Below are 15,826 nucleotides of genomic sequence, written 5' to 3' on the forward strand. Positions count from 1 at the left end.
CTTCTGCGTCGGTGTTTCTGGATGGATTGCCGGGCGTGCCCGGCGACGTGTTCGCTACTTGATCAGGTAGATCGTCGCGAAGAGGCCGATCCAGACGACATCGACGAAGTGCCAGTAGTAGGACACGACGATGGCCGACGTGGCCTGTTCGTGGGTGAACCTCTTGGCCGCGTAGGTCCGGCCGAGGACCAGCAGGAAGGCGATGAGACCGCCCGTCACGTGCAGACCGTGGAAGCCGGTGGTCAGGTAGAACACCGATCCGTACGGTCCGGACTTGAGGGAGAGTCCCTCCTCCTTGACCAGACTGGTGTACTCGAACACCTGGCCGCCAATGAAGATCGCACCCATGACGAACGTGATGATGAACCACGTCCTGAGCTTCTTCACGTCACCGCGCTCGGCGGCGAATACGCCGAGCTGGCAGGTGAGGGAGGAGAGCACCAGGATCGTGGTGTTCGTCGCCGAGAAGGGCAGGTTCAAGGCCGAAGCCTGCTCTGTCCAGTACTCGGCGCCCGTCACGGATCGCAGGGTGAAGTACATCGCGAAGAGGGCCGCGAAGAACATCAGCTCGGAACTCAACCAGATGATGGTTCCGACGCTGACGAGGTTCGGCCGGTTGACCGTCGGGTGCGCGTGCCCGGTATCTACTGTCGTTGCTGTCGCCACGACCGACATTATGTCGGTCGCTTATCCCGCCCTCACCCCGGGGGGTGCCGTTCGGAGTGTCAGAGGGGTGTGCAAGGCCCGAACGGCCCATCAGATCGGCTGACCGGCGGGTCTCCGCGAGGCCGGCCGAACCGATGTTGACAACCGGTCGGACGGAGTAGCATCCCGCGCAACATCAACGTGATTCACGGGCACACGTGGAGGAACGAAATGCGGGCGACTGCGCGAGTTCTGGTCTACAGCGACGACGCGGGCACCCGGGAGCAGGTGCGGTCGGCCGCCGGGCGCAGGCCGGCCGCGGACCTGCCGCCGGTGGAGTTCCTGGAGTGCGCGACGCTGCCCGCGGTCCTCAAGGCCCTGGACGAGGGCGGTGTGGACGCGTGCGTGCTGGACGGCGAGGCCGTGCCGGCGGGCGGCATGGGCGTGTGCCGGCAGATCAAGGACGAGATCTTCCGTTGTCCCCCGGTGCTGCTGCTCATGGGGCGCCCGCAGGACGCCTGGTTGGCGACCTGGAGCCGCGCGGACGCGGCCGTCACCCTTCCGGTCGACCCGGTGGAGTTCCCGGAGACCCTGGCACGCCTGCTGCGGGCCCGACTGTCCCTGGACGCGTAGCGGGGGGCACCGCTCAAGCGGAACCGGCCCGTCGGGAGCCTCTGGGGCTCGCGGGGGCCGGTTGGGGGCCGCCGGCGGCCCGTGGCGGCCGATTGGGGGCCGCTGGGGGCTCGCGGGGCCGCTCGGGGCGACCGGGCGCGCGTGCGGGGCCGGTTCAGACCTGCGGGCGCAGTCGGGCCTGGTCGACCGCGTTGCGGCCTTCCTGGGTGCCGCCGACGAGGGCGCTGCCCTCGCGCCAGTCCTTCCAGTCCATGTTCCAGTCGCCGTAGCCGTTGCCGAAGGTGTCCATGTCCTCGCCGATGCTGTTGATCACCTTGACGATGTCGCCCTCGGTGATGTTCTCGTAGAACCAGGCGGCGTTGCCGGTGCTCATTCCGGTGCAGCCGTGGCTGACGTTCTCGTAGCCCTGGGAGCCGACGGACCACGGCGCGGCGTGGACGTATTCACCACTCCAGGTGACGCGCGTCGCGTAGTAGACGGGCAGGTTGTAGTACTCGCTGCCGCCGATGCCGACGGTGTCGCCACGCATCTGGACGTAGTACTGCTTGCCCAGGACCACCTTGATGCCGTTGCGGGTGGAGAAGCCGGGCTTTCCGGTGGTCACCGGAATGGTGTTGATCACTTCTCCGTTGCGCTTGAACGTGAGGTAGTGCGACGCCGCGTCGGTGGTGACCTCGACGCGGTCGCCGATCTCCAGCGTCAGCGGCTTGCTGGCGGTGCCGTAGAGGTCGTCGGTGACCTTGACGCCCTCCAGGTTGCTCCGGACGGAGACCGTGGAGTGGGCCGGCCAGTAGTCCTTGGGGCGGAAGTGCAGCTTCTTGTCGTCCACCCAGTGCCAGGCGCCCTCGACGCCGGACGGCACGTCCACGACCAGGCCGCGCTCCACGAGGGCGCGGGCCGCCTTGTCGTGGACCGGCTCGCTCAGTTCGGCCGTGAGGGGCTGCCCGACGCCGTATTTGCCCGCGTCCGGGCCGAATTCCACCTGGAGGACCTTCTTGGCCGGGGTGGTGTCGAACGTCAGCGTGCGCTGCCCGGGCGCGCCCCGCTCGTTCTCCGTGCTCACGGTGGCCGTGTAGCGCACACCGGCGGCCATCGGGGCGGTGCTGTGCCACCGGTCGCCCTTGGCGGAGAGTTCGCCCGCCAGGCGGCGGCCGTGGGTGTCCACGACGGTCACGTCGGTGATCCGGTTGCCGGTGCCCTTCGAGGTGACTTCCAGCGGCCGGTTGGGGTCGACGGGACGCCCGCCGGCGGCCTGGTTGAAAGCGACGTGGTCGCCCGCGTCGTACGGGCGGGCGGACAGCGGGTTGTCGTCGGACCCCCCGCACGCGGTGGCGCCGGCCCCGAGGGACGCGACCAGCAGGGAGCAGCCGAGTACCGTCCAAAGACGCGGTGAGTGCTTCATGGAGCCAACGCTATGAAGATATGACAATTACGGCGCGCGGGGTGACTGCAAACGAGGGAGCCCGGACTCCTCCGTTGGAGGTGTCCGGGCCCCGAGGTCGTGCTCAAGGGTCCTGCGAGATGTCGCTACTGGTTCTGGTTCTCACCGCGGTAGTACTCGTACACCCAGCCCCACAGGCCGATCACGATGATCGGGGCCGAGAAGTACATGAGCCACCAGCCGAAGATGACGCCCATGAACCCGAGCGCGCCGCCGATGCCCAACGCGAGCGGCTGCCAGCTGTGCGGGGAGAAGAACCCCAGCTCGCCCGCCTCGTCGGCGACCTCGGCCTCCAGGTTGTCCTGGGCCATCTCGTCCACGCGCTTGGCCGTGAAGGCCAGGTAGTAGCCGATCATGACGCTCAGGCCGAAGGCCAGGAAGAGCGCGGTGGTGCCCACGGGCTCCTTCGACCACACGCCGTACACGACGGCCATGATCAGGATGAAGAAGGAGAGCCAGAGGAACAGCTTGCCCTGGATCTTCACTTGCCGGCCTCCTTGTCGCCGGTGAGGGCCTTGGTGGCACCGGCGGTGTGGTCCTCGAGGTGGTCGAGGGCCGCGATCTCCGGGTGGTGCAGGTCGAACGCCGGGGACTCGGACCGGATCCGCGGCAGGGTGAGGAAGTTGTGCCGCGGCGGCGGGCAGGAGGTCGCCCACTCCAGCGAACGGCCGTAGCCCCACGGGTCGTCGACCTCGACCTTCTTGCCGTACTTCGCCGTCTTCCAGACGTTGTACATGAAGGGCAGCATCGACAGGCCGAGCAGGAACGAGCTGATCGTGGAGATCGTGTTCAGCGCGGTGAAGCCGTCGGCGGCGAGGTAGTCCGCGTAACGACGCGGCATGCCCTCGGCACCGAGCCAGTGCTGCACCAGGAAGGTGCCGTGGAAGCCGATGAACAGCGTCCAGAAGGTGATCTTGCCCAGGCGCTCGTCCAGCATCTTGCCCGTGAACTTCGGCCACCAGAAGTGGAAACCGGCGAACATCGCGAAGACCACGGTGCCGAAGACGACGTAGTGGAAGTGCGCGACGACGAAGTACGAGTCGGAGACGTGGAAGTCCATCGGGGGCGAGGCCAGGATGACGCCGGTCAGACCACCGAAGGTGAAGGTGACCAGGAAGCCGATCGTCCAGAGCATCGGGGTCTCGAAGGACAGCGAGCCCTTCCACATGGTGCCGATCCAGTTGAAGAACTTCACACCGGTCGGTACCGCGATCAGGAAGGTCATGAAGGAGAAGAACGGCAGCAGCACACCGCCGGTGACGTACATGTGGTGGGCCCACACGGTCACCGAGAGACCGGCGATCGCGATCGTCGCGGCGATCAGGCCGATGTAGCCGAACATCGGCTTGCGGCTGAAGACCGGGATGATCTCGGAGACGATGCCGAAGAACGGTAGCGCGATGATGTACACCTCTGGATGGCCGAAGAACCAGAAGAGGTGTTGCCAGAGTAGGGCGCCTCCGTTGGAGGCGTCGAACACGTGCGCACCGAACTTCCGGTCGGCCTCCAGCGCGAAGAGCGCGGCGGCGAGCACCGGGAAGGCGAGCAGGACCAGGACACCGGTCAGCAGCACGTTCCAGGTGAAGATCGGCATGCGGAACATCGTCATGCCCGGAGCGCGCATGCAGATGATCGTGGTGATGAAGTTGACCGAGCCGAGGATCGTGCCGAAGCCCGAGAAGGCCAGACCCATGATCCACATGTCGGCGCCGATGCCCGGCGAGCGGACCGCGTCCGACAGCGGGGAGTAGGCGAACCAACCGAAGTCGGCGGCGCCGTTCGGCGTCACGAAGCCGGCCACCGCGATGGTCGAGCCGAAGAGGTACAGCCAGTACGCGAACATGTTCAGCCGCGGGAACGCCACGTCGGGCGCGCCGATCTGCAGCGGCATGATCCAGTTCGCGAAGCCCGCGAACAGCGGGGTGGCGAACATCAGCAGCATGATCGTGCCATGCATGGTGAACGCCTGGTTGAACTGCTCGTTCGACATGATCTGCGAGCCCGGACGGGCCAGCTCGGCGCGCATGAAGAGCGCCAGTACGCCGCCGATGAGGAAGAACACGAACGACGTGACCAGGTACATCGTGCCGATGGTCTTGTGGTCGGTCGTGGTCATCCACTTCACGACCACGTTGCCCGGCTGCTTGCGCCGTACCGGCAGCTCGTTCTCGTACGAGTCGGCTGCGGCGGCACCCTGAGGTTCGTTGAGGATGCTCACAGTTTGTTCGTCTCCGCGTTCCGGGCCGAGTCCGTCTGGTTGATGCCGGCCGGGAGGAAGCCGGTCTGCCCCTTCGCGGCCAGCTCCTTGAGGTGCGCCTGGTATTCGGCGGGCGAGACGATCTTCACGTTGAAGAGCATCCGGGAGTGGTCGACGCCGCAGAGCTCGGCGCACTTGCCCTTGTAGGTGCCGAACTGGTCCGGGGTGACCTCGAAGACGTTGGTGTGACCGGGGATCACGTCCTGCTTGAACAGGAAGGGCACCACCCAGAAGGAGTGGATGACGTCGTTCGACGACAGGATGAAGCGGACCTTCTCGCCCTTGGGCAGGTAGAGGGTCGGCCCCGGGTTGTTGGTCTGCGGGTTCCGCTCGCCGGGGACGCCCTTGTCGTAGACGCCTTCGGCGCCCGCGGGGAAGTCCTTGGTGAAGCGGTCCGGGATGTTGGCGAGGTTCTTGGGCACCTCGCCCGCCTTCGGGGTGGCCCCGTCGCCGTCGACGTTCTCGACGTAGTTGAAGCCCCAGCTCCACTGGTAGCCGATCACGTTGATCGTGTGGGCCGGCTTGGCGGAGAGGGAGAGCAGCTTCGACTCGTCACGCGCGGTGAAGTAGAAGAGCACCGAGACGATGATGAGCGGAACCACGGTGTACAGCGCCTCGATGGGCATGTTGTACCGGGTCTGCGGGGGGACCTCCACCTTCGTCCGGCTGCGCCGGTGGAAGATGACGCTCCACAGGATCAGGCCCCAGACCAGGATGCCCGTGACGAGGGCGGCTGCCCACGACCCCTGCCACAGGGACAGGATGCGAGGCGCCTCCTCCGTGACCGGGGTGGGCATTCCGAGGCGGGGGAAGTCTTGCCAGTTGTACGAGCAACCAGTGGCGGTCGCCAGGACCGCGCCCGCAGTCAGCGCCTGCAGCAGCTTCCGCCGCATCGGGCGCCGCGGCGAGCGGTCGGAGCCGTAGGGACTCACGTAGCGCCTTCCCGAGAGTCTCGGCCCGCGCGGCCGGCCGCGGCCGTGTTCGGGTCGGTCGCCGGCCCTGACGCAGGCAGGGGTTTGGATGTTTATGCGGACCAAACCCTACTGGACGCTATTTGGGGTCGCGCGGGGAGGGTGCCCAACGCGCCGCTACTGCCCCCGAAGGGATGGATCGGCCGTCCGGGGGACGGGGCATCCGGCCCCGAACGGCGGGCCGGACACCCCTTCTGACGGGCCCTGACCTCGGGTGGGGCGAAGGGCCGGTTAGCGTGCCCGTATGCCGTACTTCGACTCCGCTTCCGCCGCCCCGCTGCACCCCGTGGCCAGGCAGGCGCTGCTGGCCGCCCTGGACGAGGGCTGGGCCGACCCCGTCCGGCTGTACCGCGAGGGGCGGCGCGCCCGGCTGTTGCTCGACGCGGCCCGGGAGGCGGCCGCCGAGGCGGTGGGCTGCCGGGCCGACGAGCTCGTGTTCACTCCTTCGGGGACGCACGCGGTTCACACGGGCGTCGCGGGGGCGCTCGCCGGCCGCCGGCGGGTGGGGAGCCGGCTGGTCGTGTCGGCGGTGGAGCACAGTTCCGTCCTGCACGCGGCCGAGGCGCACGCGGCGTCCGGCGGCTCGGTGACGGAGGTCCCGGTGGACCGGCTGGGGGCGGTGTCCCCCGACGGGTACGCGTCCGCCCTGGACCCGACCACCGCTCTGGCCTGCCTCCAGTCCGCCAACCACGAGGTGGGTACGGTCCAGCCGGTGGCGGAGGTCGCCGAGGTCTGCGGGGCCGTCGGCGTGCCGCTGCTGGTGGACGCGGCGCAGTCGCTGGGCTGGGGCCCGGTCGAGGGCGGGTGGTCGCTGCTGACCGCGAGCGCCCACAAGTGGGGCGGCCCGCCCGGGGTGGGGCTGCTCGCGGTCCGCAAAGGGGTCCGGTTCGCCCCCCAAGGGCCCCTGGACGAGCGGGAGTCGGGCCGCTCCGCCGGCTTCGGGAACCTGCCCGCCATCGTGGCGGCGGCGGCCTCCCTGCGGGCCGTACGGGCCGAGGCGGACGCGGAGGCGGCCCGGCTGCGGGTCCTGGTGGACCGGATCAGGCGGCGGGTCGCGCGGCTGGTCCCGGACGTGGAGGTGGTCGGCGACGCCGAGCGGCGGCTGCCGCACCTGGTCACCTTCTCCTGCCTGTACGTCGACGGCGAGACGCTGCTGCACGAACTGGACCGGGCGGGCTACTCGGTGTCGTCGGGCTCGTCCTGCACCAGCTCGACCCTGACGCCGTCGCACGTCCTCAAGGCGATGGGGGTGCTGTCGGAGGGGAACGTACGGGTGTCGCTGCCGCCGGGGACCACGGCCGAGGAGGTCAACGGCTTCCTGGAGGTGCTGCCGAGGGCGGTGTCGGGCATCCGGGCCCGGCTCGGGGTGCCGGAGGCCCCGGAGGCCGACCCGGTCGCGGAGTCGGTGGAGTTGGACGCGCTCGGCCTGCGCTGCCCGCAGCCGGTCATCGAACTGGCGCGGGCGATCGGGACGGTGCCCGTGGGCGGGACGGTGACGGTGGTGTCCGACGACGAGGTGGCCCGGCTCGACATCCCCGCGTGGTGCGCGATGCGCGGCCACGCGTACGTGGGCGAGGCCGCGCGGCCGGTGGGGGTCGCGTACACGGTCCGCCGCCTGCGGTGACGGCGACGCCCCCGGCACCGGGCCGGGGGCGTCGATGGCGGAACCGGGTTACGCCAGGTGGGTCCGGACCTCGGCGGCGGCGTCGTCGCCGTACGCCTTGGTGAAGCGCTCCATGAAGTGCGCGCGGGCCAGGGTGTACTCCTGGGTGCCGAGCGTCTCGATCACCAGGGTCGCCAGCATGCAGCCGACCTGCGCCGCCCGCTCCAGCCCGACGCCCCAGCCGAGACCGGTCAGGAAGCCGGCGCGGAACGCGTCGCCGACGCCGGTCGGGTCGATCTTCGCGTTCTCCTCCGGGCAGCCGACGACGATCGGCTCCTCACCCTCGCGCTCGATGCGCACGCCGTTCGAGCCGAGCGTGGTGACGCGGGTGCCGACCTTGGAGAGGATCTCCGCGTCGGTCCAGCCGGACTTCGACTCGATGAGGCCCTTCTCGTACTCGTTCGAGAAGAGGTACGTCGCGCCCTCCATCAGGGTGCGGATGTTCTCGCCGTCCATCCGGGCGATCTGCTGCGAGAAGTCGGCCGCGAAGGGGATGCCGCGGCTGCGGCACTCCTCCGTGTGGCGGAGCATCGCCTCGGGGTCGTCGGCGCCGATGAGGACGAGGTCCAGGCCGCCCACGCGATCGGCGACGGCCTTCAGCTCGATCAGCCGGGCCTCGCTCATCGCGCCCGTGTAGAAGGAGCCGATCTGGTTGTGGTCGGCGTCCGTGGTGCACACGAAGCGCGCGGTGTGCAGCACCTCGGAGATCCGGACGGACTCGGTGTCGACGCCGTGCCGGTCCAGCCAGGCGCGGTACTCGTCGAAGTCGTAGCCGGCGGCGCCGACCAGGATCGGGCGGCTGCCGAGCTGCCCCATGCCGAAGCAGATGTTCGGGCCGACACCGCCCCGCCGGACGTCGAGGTTGTCGACGAGGAAGGAGAGGGAGACCGTGTGGAGCTGGTCGGCGACCAGCTGGTCCGCGAAGCGGCCCGGGAAGGTCATCAGGTGGTCGGTGGCGATGGAGCCGGTGACTGCGATACGCACGGCGTGGACGCTCCTGCGGGGGACGGCGAGGGGACAGTCAAAACTACCCGGTCGACGGCGCGGGGCCGACCCGTCGAAACTACCCCGTAGTAGGGCTTTCTCCTCGGGGGGCCCGCGCCTAACGTGCCCTCCATGACCTACACCGATGGTTTCGGGTACGCCGAGCACACCGCCGGGACGCGCCCCGGATTCGCGCGGCTGCTGGGCGACTGCGCCCGTATGGCCCCGCACTGGGCGGTTCCGACGGACCCCCGGCCCGCGCCGGTGGCGCCCTCGCAGATCCACGGCGTCCGCGTCCCGCCCGCCTCGGCGCGCCTCATCGCCTCCACCGCCGCCTACGGCGACTGAGCCGTCCTCGACGCGGGCCGGTCCGACGCGGGCCGGTCCGACGCGGGCCGGTCCGACGGGAACCGGTTCGCGGTCCGCTCCGTCACACCCGCATCGAGACACGCGGGACAGGCGAAGGAGCGATCAGGTGACCACCGAACAACCCGACACATCACGCCCCACTCGACGGCGGCCGGGCTGGGCCGTCGGCTCGGTCGCGGCGGCCGTCCTCCTGGCGGGCGGGGGCACCGCCTACTGGGCCTCCACGGCCTACGGCGACGGCTCGGGCGGCCACCGTACGGGTGACAGCGCGGCCTCCGCCCCGCGCGTGGCGGCGACTCCGCCGGGCCCCGGCATCGCGCCCGGCGAACCGGACCCCTCGGGCGGCGGGGTGACCTACCGGGCCGACGTCAAGTTCCCCGACGCCCCCGCCACCGCCCCGACCTTCGCCGCGACCGGCGAGGTGACCTCCGAGGAGGTGGCCCGGCTCGCGGCGGCCCTGGGCATCCCCGGCGCGCCCCGACTCACCGGCGACCAGTGGCTGGCCGGGGAGGCGGCCGACGGCTCGGGACCCCGGCTGACGGTCACCCGTACGGCCCCCGGCACCTGGAACTTCACCCGCTTCCAGCCGGGCGGCGACGGCAACGGCTCCGGCTCCGGCTCCGGCTCCGGCGGCGACAACTGCAAGCGCGGTCAGGACACCTGCGGCCCGGCCACCCTCCCCCGGGGCGGGACCGACACGGGCAAGCCCGTCTCGGAGCAGGCGGCCAAGACGGCCGCCGCCCCGGTGCTCGCGGGCGCGGGCCAGGCCGACGCCGCACTGGACGCCCGCCTCACCCAGGGCGCGGTCCGGGTGGTGACGGCGGACCCGGTGATCGGCGGGCTGCCGACCCAGGGCTGGTCCGGCAAGGTCGGCGTCGGCCCGGACGGCACGGTGGTGACGGGCAGCGGCGAGCTGAAGGCGCCGGTCCGCGCCGCCGAGGAGCCGGTGGTCTCGGCCACGGAGGCGCTGGCCCGACTCAACGCCCGCAGCGGCGGGTCGAACGGCTCCGGCCCCAGCGGCTGCGCGACCTCCGTCCCGCTGACCCCGGACAGCCCGACGGGCGCGACGGACACCCTGCCCTGCAACCCGGAGCCGCGCCCGATGAAGCCGCCGCGGACGGAGACCGTGCGCGGGGCCGTACTGGGGCTCGCCGCGGGGACGCTCGACGACGGCGGGCGGGGCCTGGTGCCGGCCTGGCTCTTCCAGGCGGTGGCCAAGGAGGGCGCGCCGGCGCACACGGTGGTCGAGCCGGCCTCGTCGCGCGAGACCGTCGCCCCGAGCCCCGGGCCGCGTACCGTGCCCGGGTTCTCGTACGCCGAGGCCGACCGCACGCTGACCGTGAACTTCTGGGGCGGGGTGTGCAGCACCTACGCCGTGGAGGCGCGCGAGGAGGGGACCGACGTCCTGGTGAAGATCACCGACACCCCGACCAACCCGGGTCGGGCGTGCATCATGCTGGCGAAGGAGATGTCGCGGACGGTGACGCTCCAGAAGCCGCTGGGCGACCGCAAGGTGGTCGACGCGACGACGGGCAAGCCGCTCCCCCGCCAGTGACGCCCCGTCGGAGCACGACGAGGGCCCGGACAGCGGATGCTGTCCGGGCCCTCGTCGTCGGGCCTCGCGGAGGCCGCGGGTTTAGCTGAACGAGTCGCCGCAGGCGCAGGAGCCGGTGGCGTTCGGGTTGTCGATCGTGAAGCCCTGCTTCTCGATGGTGTCGACGAAGTCGATGGACGCGCCGTGCAGGTACGGGGAGCTCATGCGGTCGGTGACGACCTTGACCCCGTCGAAGTCCTTGACGACGTCACCGTCGAGGGAGCGCTCGTCGAAGAAGAGCTGGTAGCGCAGGCCGGAGCAGCCACCGGGCTGGACGGCGACGCGGAGCGCCAGGTCATCGCGGCCTTCCTGCTCCAGCAGGGTCCTGACCTTCTCGGCGGCGGCGTCGGACAGGAGGATGCCGTCGCTCACAGTGGTCTTTTCGTCCTGTACGGACATCTGCATTCACTCCCGAAGTGGGCGGCTCCCCGCCGGTGGCTGGGGATACGTCGGACTCTTGCCGTCGGTGGCAACCAGCGCGACCGCGGATTCATTCCGGGGTCCCGCACCTTGTTCCAGACATTCATGCTCGCACACCGGACCGGGGAGGCGGACATGACGGACGCGGGATGCGCGGAACGGGGCGAATTCGTCACATCGACACTATCGGCATCGTCAAACTGACGTGAAGCGGCTATGATAGATAGCGTCAAATAGACGAGAAGTCGCTCCGAACGGCTTCGGAAGTCCCTTGTCGCAGAACAGAAAGGGTGCGTGTCGTGACCACCGCCCAGCCTATGGACACCCGGCCCCTGGACGTCCGGCCGACGCCGCTCGCCCTGCTGCTGCTCGGCCGCGAAGCCGACCCCAAGAGCGAGCGCGGCGTGGAGTGCCCCGGCGACCTGCCCTCGCCGTCGGACCCGGACCTGGTGGCGCGGGCCCGCGCGGCCAAGGAGAAGCTCGGGGACAAGGTCTTCATCCTCGGCCACCACTACCAGCGCGACGAGGTCATCGAGTTCGCGGACGTGACCGGTGACTCCTTCAAGCTGGCCCGGGACGCGGCCGGCAAGCCGGAGGCCGAGTACATCGTCTTCTGCGGCGTGCACTTCATGGCCGAGTCGGCCGACATCCTGACCACGGACGACCAGAAGGTCGTGCTGCCGGACCTCGCGGCGGGCTGCTCGATGGCCGACATGGCCACCGCCGAGCAGGTCGCGGAGTGCTGGGACGTGCTGACCGAGGCCGGGATCGCCGGCGCCACGGTGCCCGTGTCGTACATGAACTCCTCCGCCGACATCAAGGCGTTCACCGGCAAGCACGGCGGCACGATCTGCACCTCGTCCAACGCGAAGAAGGCCCTGGAGTGGGCCTTCGAGCAGGGCGAGAAGGTGCTGTTCCTGCCGGACCAGCACCTCGGCCGCAACACCGCCGTGCGCGACATGGGCATGTCCCTGGACGACTGCGTGCTCTACAACCCGCACAAGCCGAACGGCGGCCTGACCGTCGAGCAGCTGCGCGACGCCAAGATGATCCTGTGGCGCGGGCACTGTTCGGTGCACGGCCGGTTCTCGGTCGAGTCCGTCGACGACGTGCGCGCCCGCATCCCCGGCGTGAACGTGCTCGTGCACCCCGAGTGCAAGCACGAGGTCGTGGCGGCCGCCGACTACGTGGGCTCGACGGAGTACATCATCAAGACGCTGGAGGCGGCCCCGGCCGGCTCCAAGTGGGCCATCGGCACCGAACTGAACCTGGTCCAGCGGCTGGCGAATCGATTCGCCGCCGAGGACAAGGAAGTCGTCTTCCTCGACAAGACGGTCTGCTTCTGCTCGACCATGAACCGCATCGACCTCCCCCACCTGGTGTGGGCGCTGGAGTCCCTGGCCGAGGGCACCCTCGTCAACCGGATCCAGGTCGACAAGGAGACGGAGAGCTTCGCGAAGCTGGCCCTGGAGCGGATGCTGGCGCTGCCGTAGCCCCACCCCCACCCGCGTGCCCGAAGGGGCGCCGCCCGGTGATCCGGGAGGCGCCCCTTCGGCGTACGCGGTCCTGCGGTCACACCCGCGCCGGGGTCTCCCCCTCGCTCGGGGCCGGGACCACCGTCAGGCGGGCCCGCTTCCTGGCGCGGCGCCGCTCCTTGAAGAGCTCGACCATCGTGTAGAGGGTCGGCACCAGGAGCAGGGTCAGCAGCGTCGAGCTGATCAGGCCGCCGATGACCACCACGGCGAGCGGCTGCGAGATGAAGCCGCCCTCGCCGGTGACGCCGAGCGCCATCGGCAGCAGCGCGAAGATCGTCGCGAGTGCGGTCATCAGGATGGGCCGCAGGCGGTGCCGGCCGCCCTCGATGACGGCCTCCACGACGCCCAGGCCCTGACCGCGGTACTGGTTGACCAGGTCGATCAGGACGATCGCGTTGGTCACCACGATGCCGATGAGCATCAGCATGCCGATCATCGCCGGGACGCCCATGGGGGTGCCGGTGACGATCAGCAGGCCGAGCGCGCCGGTCGCCGCGAAGGGCACGGAGACCAGCAGGATCAGCGGCTGGACCAGCGAGCGGAAGGTCGCGACCAGCAGCATGAAGACGATCGCGACGGCCGCGAGCATCGCCAGGCCCAACGAGCCGAAGGCGTCGCTCTGGTCCTGGGAGACGCCGCCGATGGTCGCGGTCGCGCCGGCGGGCAGGTCCAGCGCCTTGATGCTGCTCTGGAGCGCGCTGCTGACGGCGCCGGTGTTGTCGCCGACCGGCCGGGCGGTGATGGTGGCGGCGCGGGCGCCGTCGATCCGGGTCATCGCGACCGGGCCGGGGACCATCTTCACGTCGGCCACGTCGCCGAGCTTGGCCGTCGGCCCGACCGGCAGCGCCTGGAGTTCGGCCAGGGTGCCGGCAGGCTTCGCGGCCGTGATGACGATGTCCCGCTCGGTGTCGTCCAGTACGGCCGTGCCGGCCGGGGTGCCGCGTACGGCTTGGGCGACGATCGCGCCGAGGGCGGCCTGGTCCAGGCCCGCTTCGGCGGTCTTGGGGGTGGCGGTGACCGAGATGCGGGGCACCGACTGGGAGAGGTCGCTCTGCACGTCGGTGACGTCCTTGAGCTTGGCGACCTCGGCCTGGACCTGACCGGCGGCCTTGGCGAGCACGCCCGCGTCGCCCGCCTTGACGACCACGCTCAGGTTGGAGCTGCCGAAGCCGCCGCCCGCCAGGATCCGCGTCTCGCCGACGCCGTCGAGCTTGCCCAGCTCGCTCTCGATGCGTCCCTTGACCCGGTCGGCGTCGCCCGCGTTGTCCAAGGTGACCTGGTAGGAGGCCTGGTTGGTGCCCGTGCCGCCGCCGAACGCCGCCATGAAGCCGGAGGAACCGACGGTGACCTGGTAGTCCTTGACGCCGTCGACCGAGGCGAGGACCCGCTCGACCTTGTGGCTCGCCTCGTCGGCGGCGGCCAGCGAGGTGCCCGGGGCCAGGGTCTGCTTGACCGTCAGGGTGTCCTGCTCGCCCTGGTCGAAGAAGTTCGTCTTGAGCAGCGGGGTCATGGCGAAGGTGGCGACGAGGACCACCACCGCGATGGCGACACTGGTCAGCCTGCGGCGGGTGGCGAAGCCCAGGACGCGGACGTAGAACCGCTGGAGCCGGCCGCGCGCCTCCTTCTCCTCCGCGTCGCGCCGGGCCTTCGCCGCGTCCTTGGCGGCCTCCTCGGCCACGCCCTTCGGGGCGCGCAGGAACCAGTACGACAGGACGGGCACGACGGTCAGGGAGACGAGCAGCGACGCCAGCAGGGCGGCGGTGACGGTCAGCGAGAAGGAGCTGAAGAGCTGCCCGATCATGCCGCCGACGAGGCCGATCGGCAGGAAGACGGCGACGGTCGTGAGCGTGGAGGAGGTGACCGCCCCGGCCACCTCCTTGACCGCGGTGATGATGGCGGTCTCGCGCTCCTCGCCGTAGCCGAGGTGGCGCTTGATGTTCTCCAGGACCACGATCGAGTCGTCGACGACCCGGCCGATGGCGATGGTGAGCGCGCCGAGCGTCAGCATGTTCAGTGACAGGTCCCGGGTCCACAGGACGATCAGCGCGAGGACGACGGACAGCGGGATGGAGACCGCGGTGACCAGCGTCGAGCGCAGCGAGGCGAGGAAGACCAGGATCACGAGCACCGCGAAGACCAGGCCGAGCGCGCCCTCGGTGGTCAGGCCGGAGATGGACTTGGCGACGGCCGGCCCCTGGTCCATGATCACGGTCAGGTCGGCGCCGGAGCCGAGGGTGGAGCGCAGCTCGGGCAGCTTGTCCTTGACCGCGTCGGAGATCGCGACGGCGCTGCCGTCCTTGTCCATGGTCAGGGTGACGGAGAGGCTGGGCTTGCCGTTGGTGCGGGTGAGGGAGGCGGCCTTGGCGGGCTCCTGCTTCACCGTGGCGACGTCACCGAGGCGCACGGCCGGCTTGCCGGGGCCCGGGCTCAGGCGCAGCTCCTCCAGCTGGTTGAGGGAGGTGTAGCCGGTGCCGACCCGGACGGTGCGGTTCTTGCCGTCCTCGTCGAAGGAGCCGGCGGGGACGGTGGCGCCGCCGGCCTGGAGGCCCTTGGCGAGCGAGGCGCCGTCGAGTCCGGCCGCCGCCAGCTTCGCGGGGTCGGGGGTGACGCTGACCTGGAGCTTGCGCACGCCGTCGACGGTGACCCGGCCGACGCCGGGGATGTCGGAGAGGACGGGGACGACCGAGCTTTCCAGTTGGTCGGCGAGGGCCTGCTGGTCCTTGCCGGAGGTGGCGGCGAGGACCACGGTCGGCATGTCGTCGGTGGAGCCGGCCACCACCTGCGGGTCGACGCCGGCGGGCATCCGGACCCGGGCCCGGTTGACGGCCTGCTGGACGTCGGCGACCAGTTGCTTGGTGCCGTCGTCGCCGTAGTCGAACTGCGCCGTGATCAGGGCGTTGCCCTCACTGGCGGTCGAGGTGACGCCGGTGATGCCGTCGACGCCCTTGAGGGTGGCCTCGATCGGCTCGATGACCTGCTTCTCCACCACGTCGGGCGAGGCACCCTCGTACGGCGCGAGCACGGACACCATCGGCAGTTCGATGGAGGGCAGCAGTTGCTGCTTGAGCTGTGGGATGGCTATGGCACCGAAGAAGAGCGCGACGATCGACACGAGGCCGATCAGCGCTCTCTGGGCCAGGCTGAAGCGGGACAGCCACGACATGGTTGGGGATCTCTCTGCAGGTTCAGACACGAGGGGCCCCTCAGCCTCCCAAGCGCCGCGGTGGCGCCGCGTCGCTCCCAGGTGCCGTCCTCGCGCCCCGCGTACCGCGCCCGCAGTACGCCGTCCTACTACGGGACCGGCCCGGCGCCGC

13 protein-coding genes are annotated in these 15,826 nt (G+C 70.4%); 5 read left to right on the forward strand and 8 right to left on the reverse strand.

The window, feature by feature from the left end; translation table 11 throughout:
* Positions 1 to 54: 54 nt before the first annotated feature.
* Positions 55 to 675, reverse strand: a complete 621-nt coding sequence (locus tag ACFVXJ_RS05460; RefSeq protein ID WP_389659027.1) for a heme-copper oxidase subunit III — start codon at positions 673 to 675, stop codon at positions 55 to 57.
* A gap of 201 nt (positions 676 to 876) precedes the next feature.
* Between ACFVXJ_RS05460 and ACFVXJ_RS05465 the strand changes: the two genes are divergently transcribed.
* On the forward strand, positions 877 to 1,278 hold the full coding sequence (locus ACFVXJ_RS05465) for a hypothetical protein (RefSeq protein ID WP_389659030.1): 402 nt from the start codon (positions 877 to 879) through the stop codon (positions 1,276 to 1,278).
* Between the two features lie 154 nt (positions 1,279 to 1,432).
* Here ACFVXJ_RS05465 and ACFVXJ_RS05470 read toward each other — a convergent pair whose 3' ends face one another.
* The 4 genes from ACFVXJ_RS05470 to coxB form a co-directional block, all read right to left on the reverse strand.
* Complete coding sequence (locus ACFVXJ_RS05470; RefSeq protein WP_389659033.1) at positions 1,433 to 2,680, reverse strand: Ig-like domain-containing protein; 1,248 nt, start codon at positions 2,678 to 2,680, stop codon at positions 1,433 to 1,435.
* 125 nt (positions 2,681 to 2,805) lie between these two features.
* Entirely contained in the window at positions 2,806 to 3,204 is a 399-nt protein-coding gene (locus ACFVXJ_RS05475; protein WP_389659036.1) for a cytochrome c oxidase subunit 4, read from the reverse strand.
* A complete protein-coding gene (ctaD, locus tag ACFVXJ_RS05480) occupies positions 3,201 to 4,937 on the reverse strand; it encodes a cytochrome c oxidase subunit I (protein ID WP_361316039.1) in 1,737 nt (578 codons plus the stop codon). The genes ACFVXJ_RS05475 and ctaD overlap by 4 nt, the downstream gene beginning before the upstream one ends.
* A complete protein-coding gene (gene coxB, locus ACFVXJ_RS05485; RefSeq protein WP_389659039.1) occupies positions 4,934 to 5,908 on the reverse strand; it encodes a cytochrome c oxidase subunit II in 975 nt (324 codons plus the stop codon). Before coxB ends, ctaD begins: the two co-directional genes overlap by 4 nt.
* 283 nt (positions 5,909 to 6,191) lie before the next feature.
* Between coxB and ACFVXJ_RS05490 the strand changes: the two genes are divergently transcribed.
* On the forward strand, positions 6,192 to 7,571 hold the full coding sequence (locus ACFVXJ_RS05490; RefSeq protein WP_389659042.1) for an aminotransferase class V-fold PLP-dependent enzyme: 1,380 nt from the start codon (positions 6,192 to 6,194) through the stop codon (positions 7,569 to 7,571).
* 48 nt (positions 7,572 to 7,619) lie between these two features.
* On the opposite strand, the gene ACFVXJ_RS05495 is transcribed toward ACFVXJ_RS05490, so the two are convergent.
* Entirely contained in the window at positions 7,620 to 8,594 is a 975-nt protein-coding gene (locus ACFVXJ_RS05495; protein ID WP_389659045.1) for a carbohydrate kinase family protein, read from the reverse strand.
* Between the two features lie 132 nt (positions 8,595 to 8,726).
* Between ACFVXJ_RS05495 and ACFVXJ_RS05500 the strand changes: the two genes are divergently transcribed.
* The gene (locus ACFVXJ_RS05500; protein ID WP_389659048.1) at positions 8,727 to 8,942 is read left to right on the forward strand and encodes a hypothetical protein; all 216 of its coding nucleotides are present in this window, start codon (positions 8,727 to 8,729) and stop codon (positions 8,940 to 8,942) included.
* Positions 8,943 to 9,069: 127 nt separating this feature from the next.
* Positions 9,070 to 10,518, forward strand: a complete 1,449-nt coding sequence (locus tag ACFVXJ_RS05505) for a hypothetical protein (RefSeq protein WP_389659052.1) — start codon at positions 9,070 to 9,072, stop codon at positions 10,516 to 10,518.
* An 81-nt stretch (positions 10,519 to 10,599) separates the two neighbouring features.
* Here ACFVXJ_RS05505 and erpA read toward each other — a convergent pair whose 3' ends face one another.
* A complete protein-coding gene (gene erpA, locus ACFVXJ_RS05510; protein WP_136217385.1) occupies positions 10,600 to 10,956 on the reverse strand; it encodes an iron-sulfur cluster insertion protein ErpA in 357 nt (118 codons plus the stop codon).
* 311 nt (positions 10,957 to 11,267) lie between these two features.
* On the opposite strand from erpA, the gene nadA reads away from it, so the two are divergent.
* On the forward strand, positions 11,268 to 12,470 hold the full coding sequence (gene nadA / locus ACFVXJ_RS05515) for a quinolinate synthase NadA (protein WP_389659056.1): 1,203 nt from the start codon (positions 11,268 to 11,270) through the stop codon (positions 12,468 to 12,470).
* A gap of 79 nt (positions 12,471 to 12,549) precedes the next feature.
* Here nadA and ACFVXJ_RS05520 read toward each other — a convergent pair whose 3' ends face one another.
* Positions 12,550 to 15,675 carry an efflux RND transporter permease subunit gene (locus ACFVXJ_RS05520; RefSeq protein ID WP_389659059.1) on the reverse strand — a complete coding sequence of 1,042 codons (3,126 nt, stop codon included), beginning with the start codon at positions 15,673 to 15,675 and terminating at the stop codon, positions 12,550 to 12,552.
* Positions 15,676 to 15,826 lie beyond the last annotated feature (151 nt).

The sequence above is a fragment of the Streptomyces sp. NPDC058279 genome, assembly GCF_042881255.1.
GTDB lineage: Bacteria > Actinomycetota > Actinomycetes > Streptomycetales > Streptomycetaceae > Streptomyces.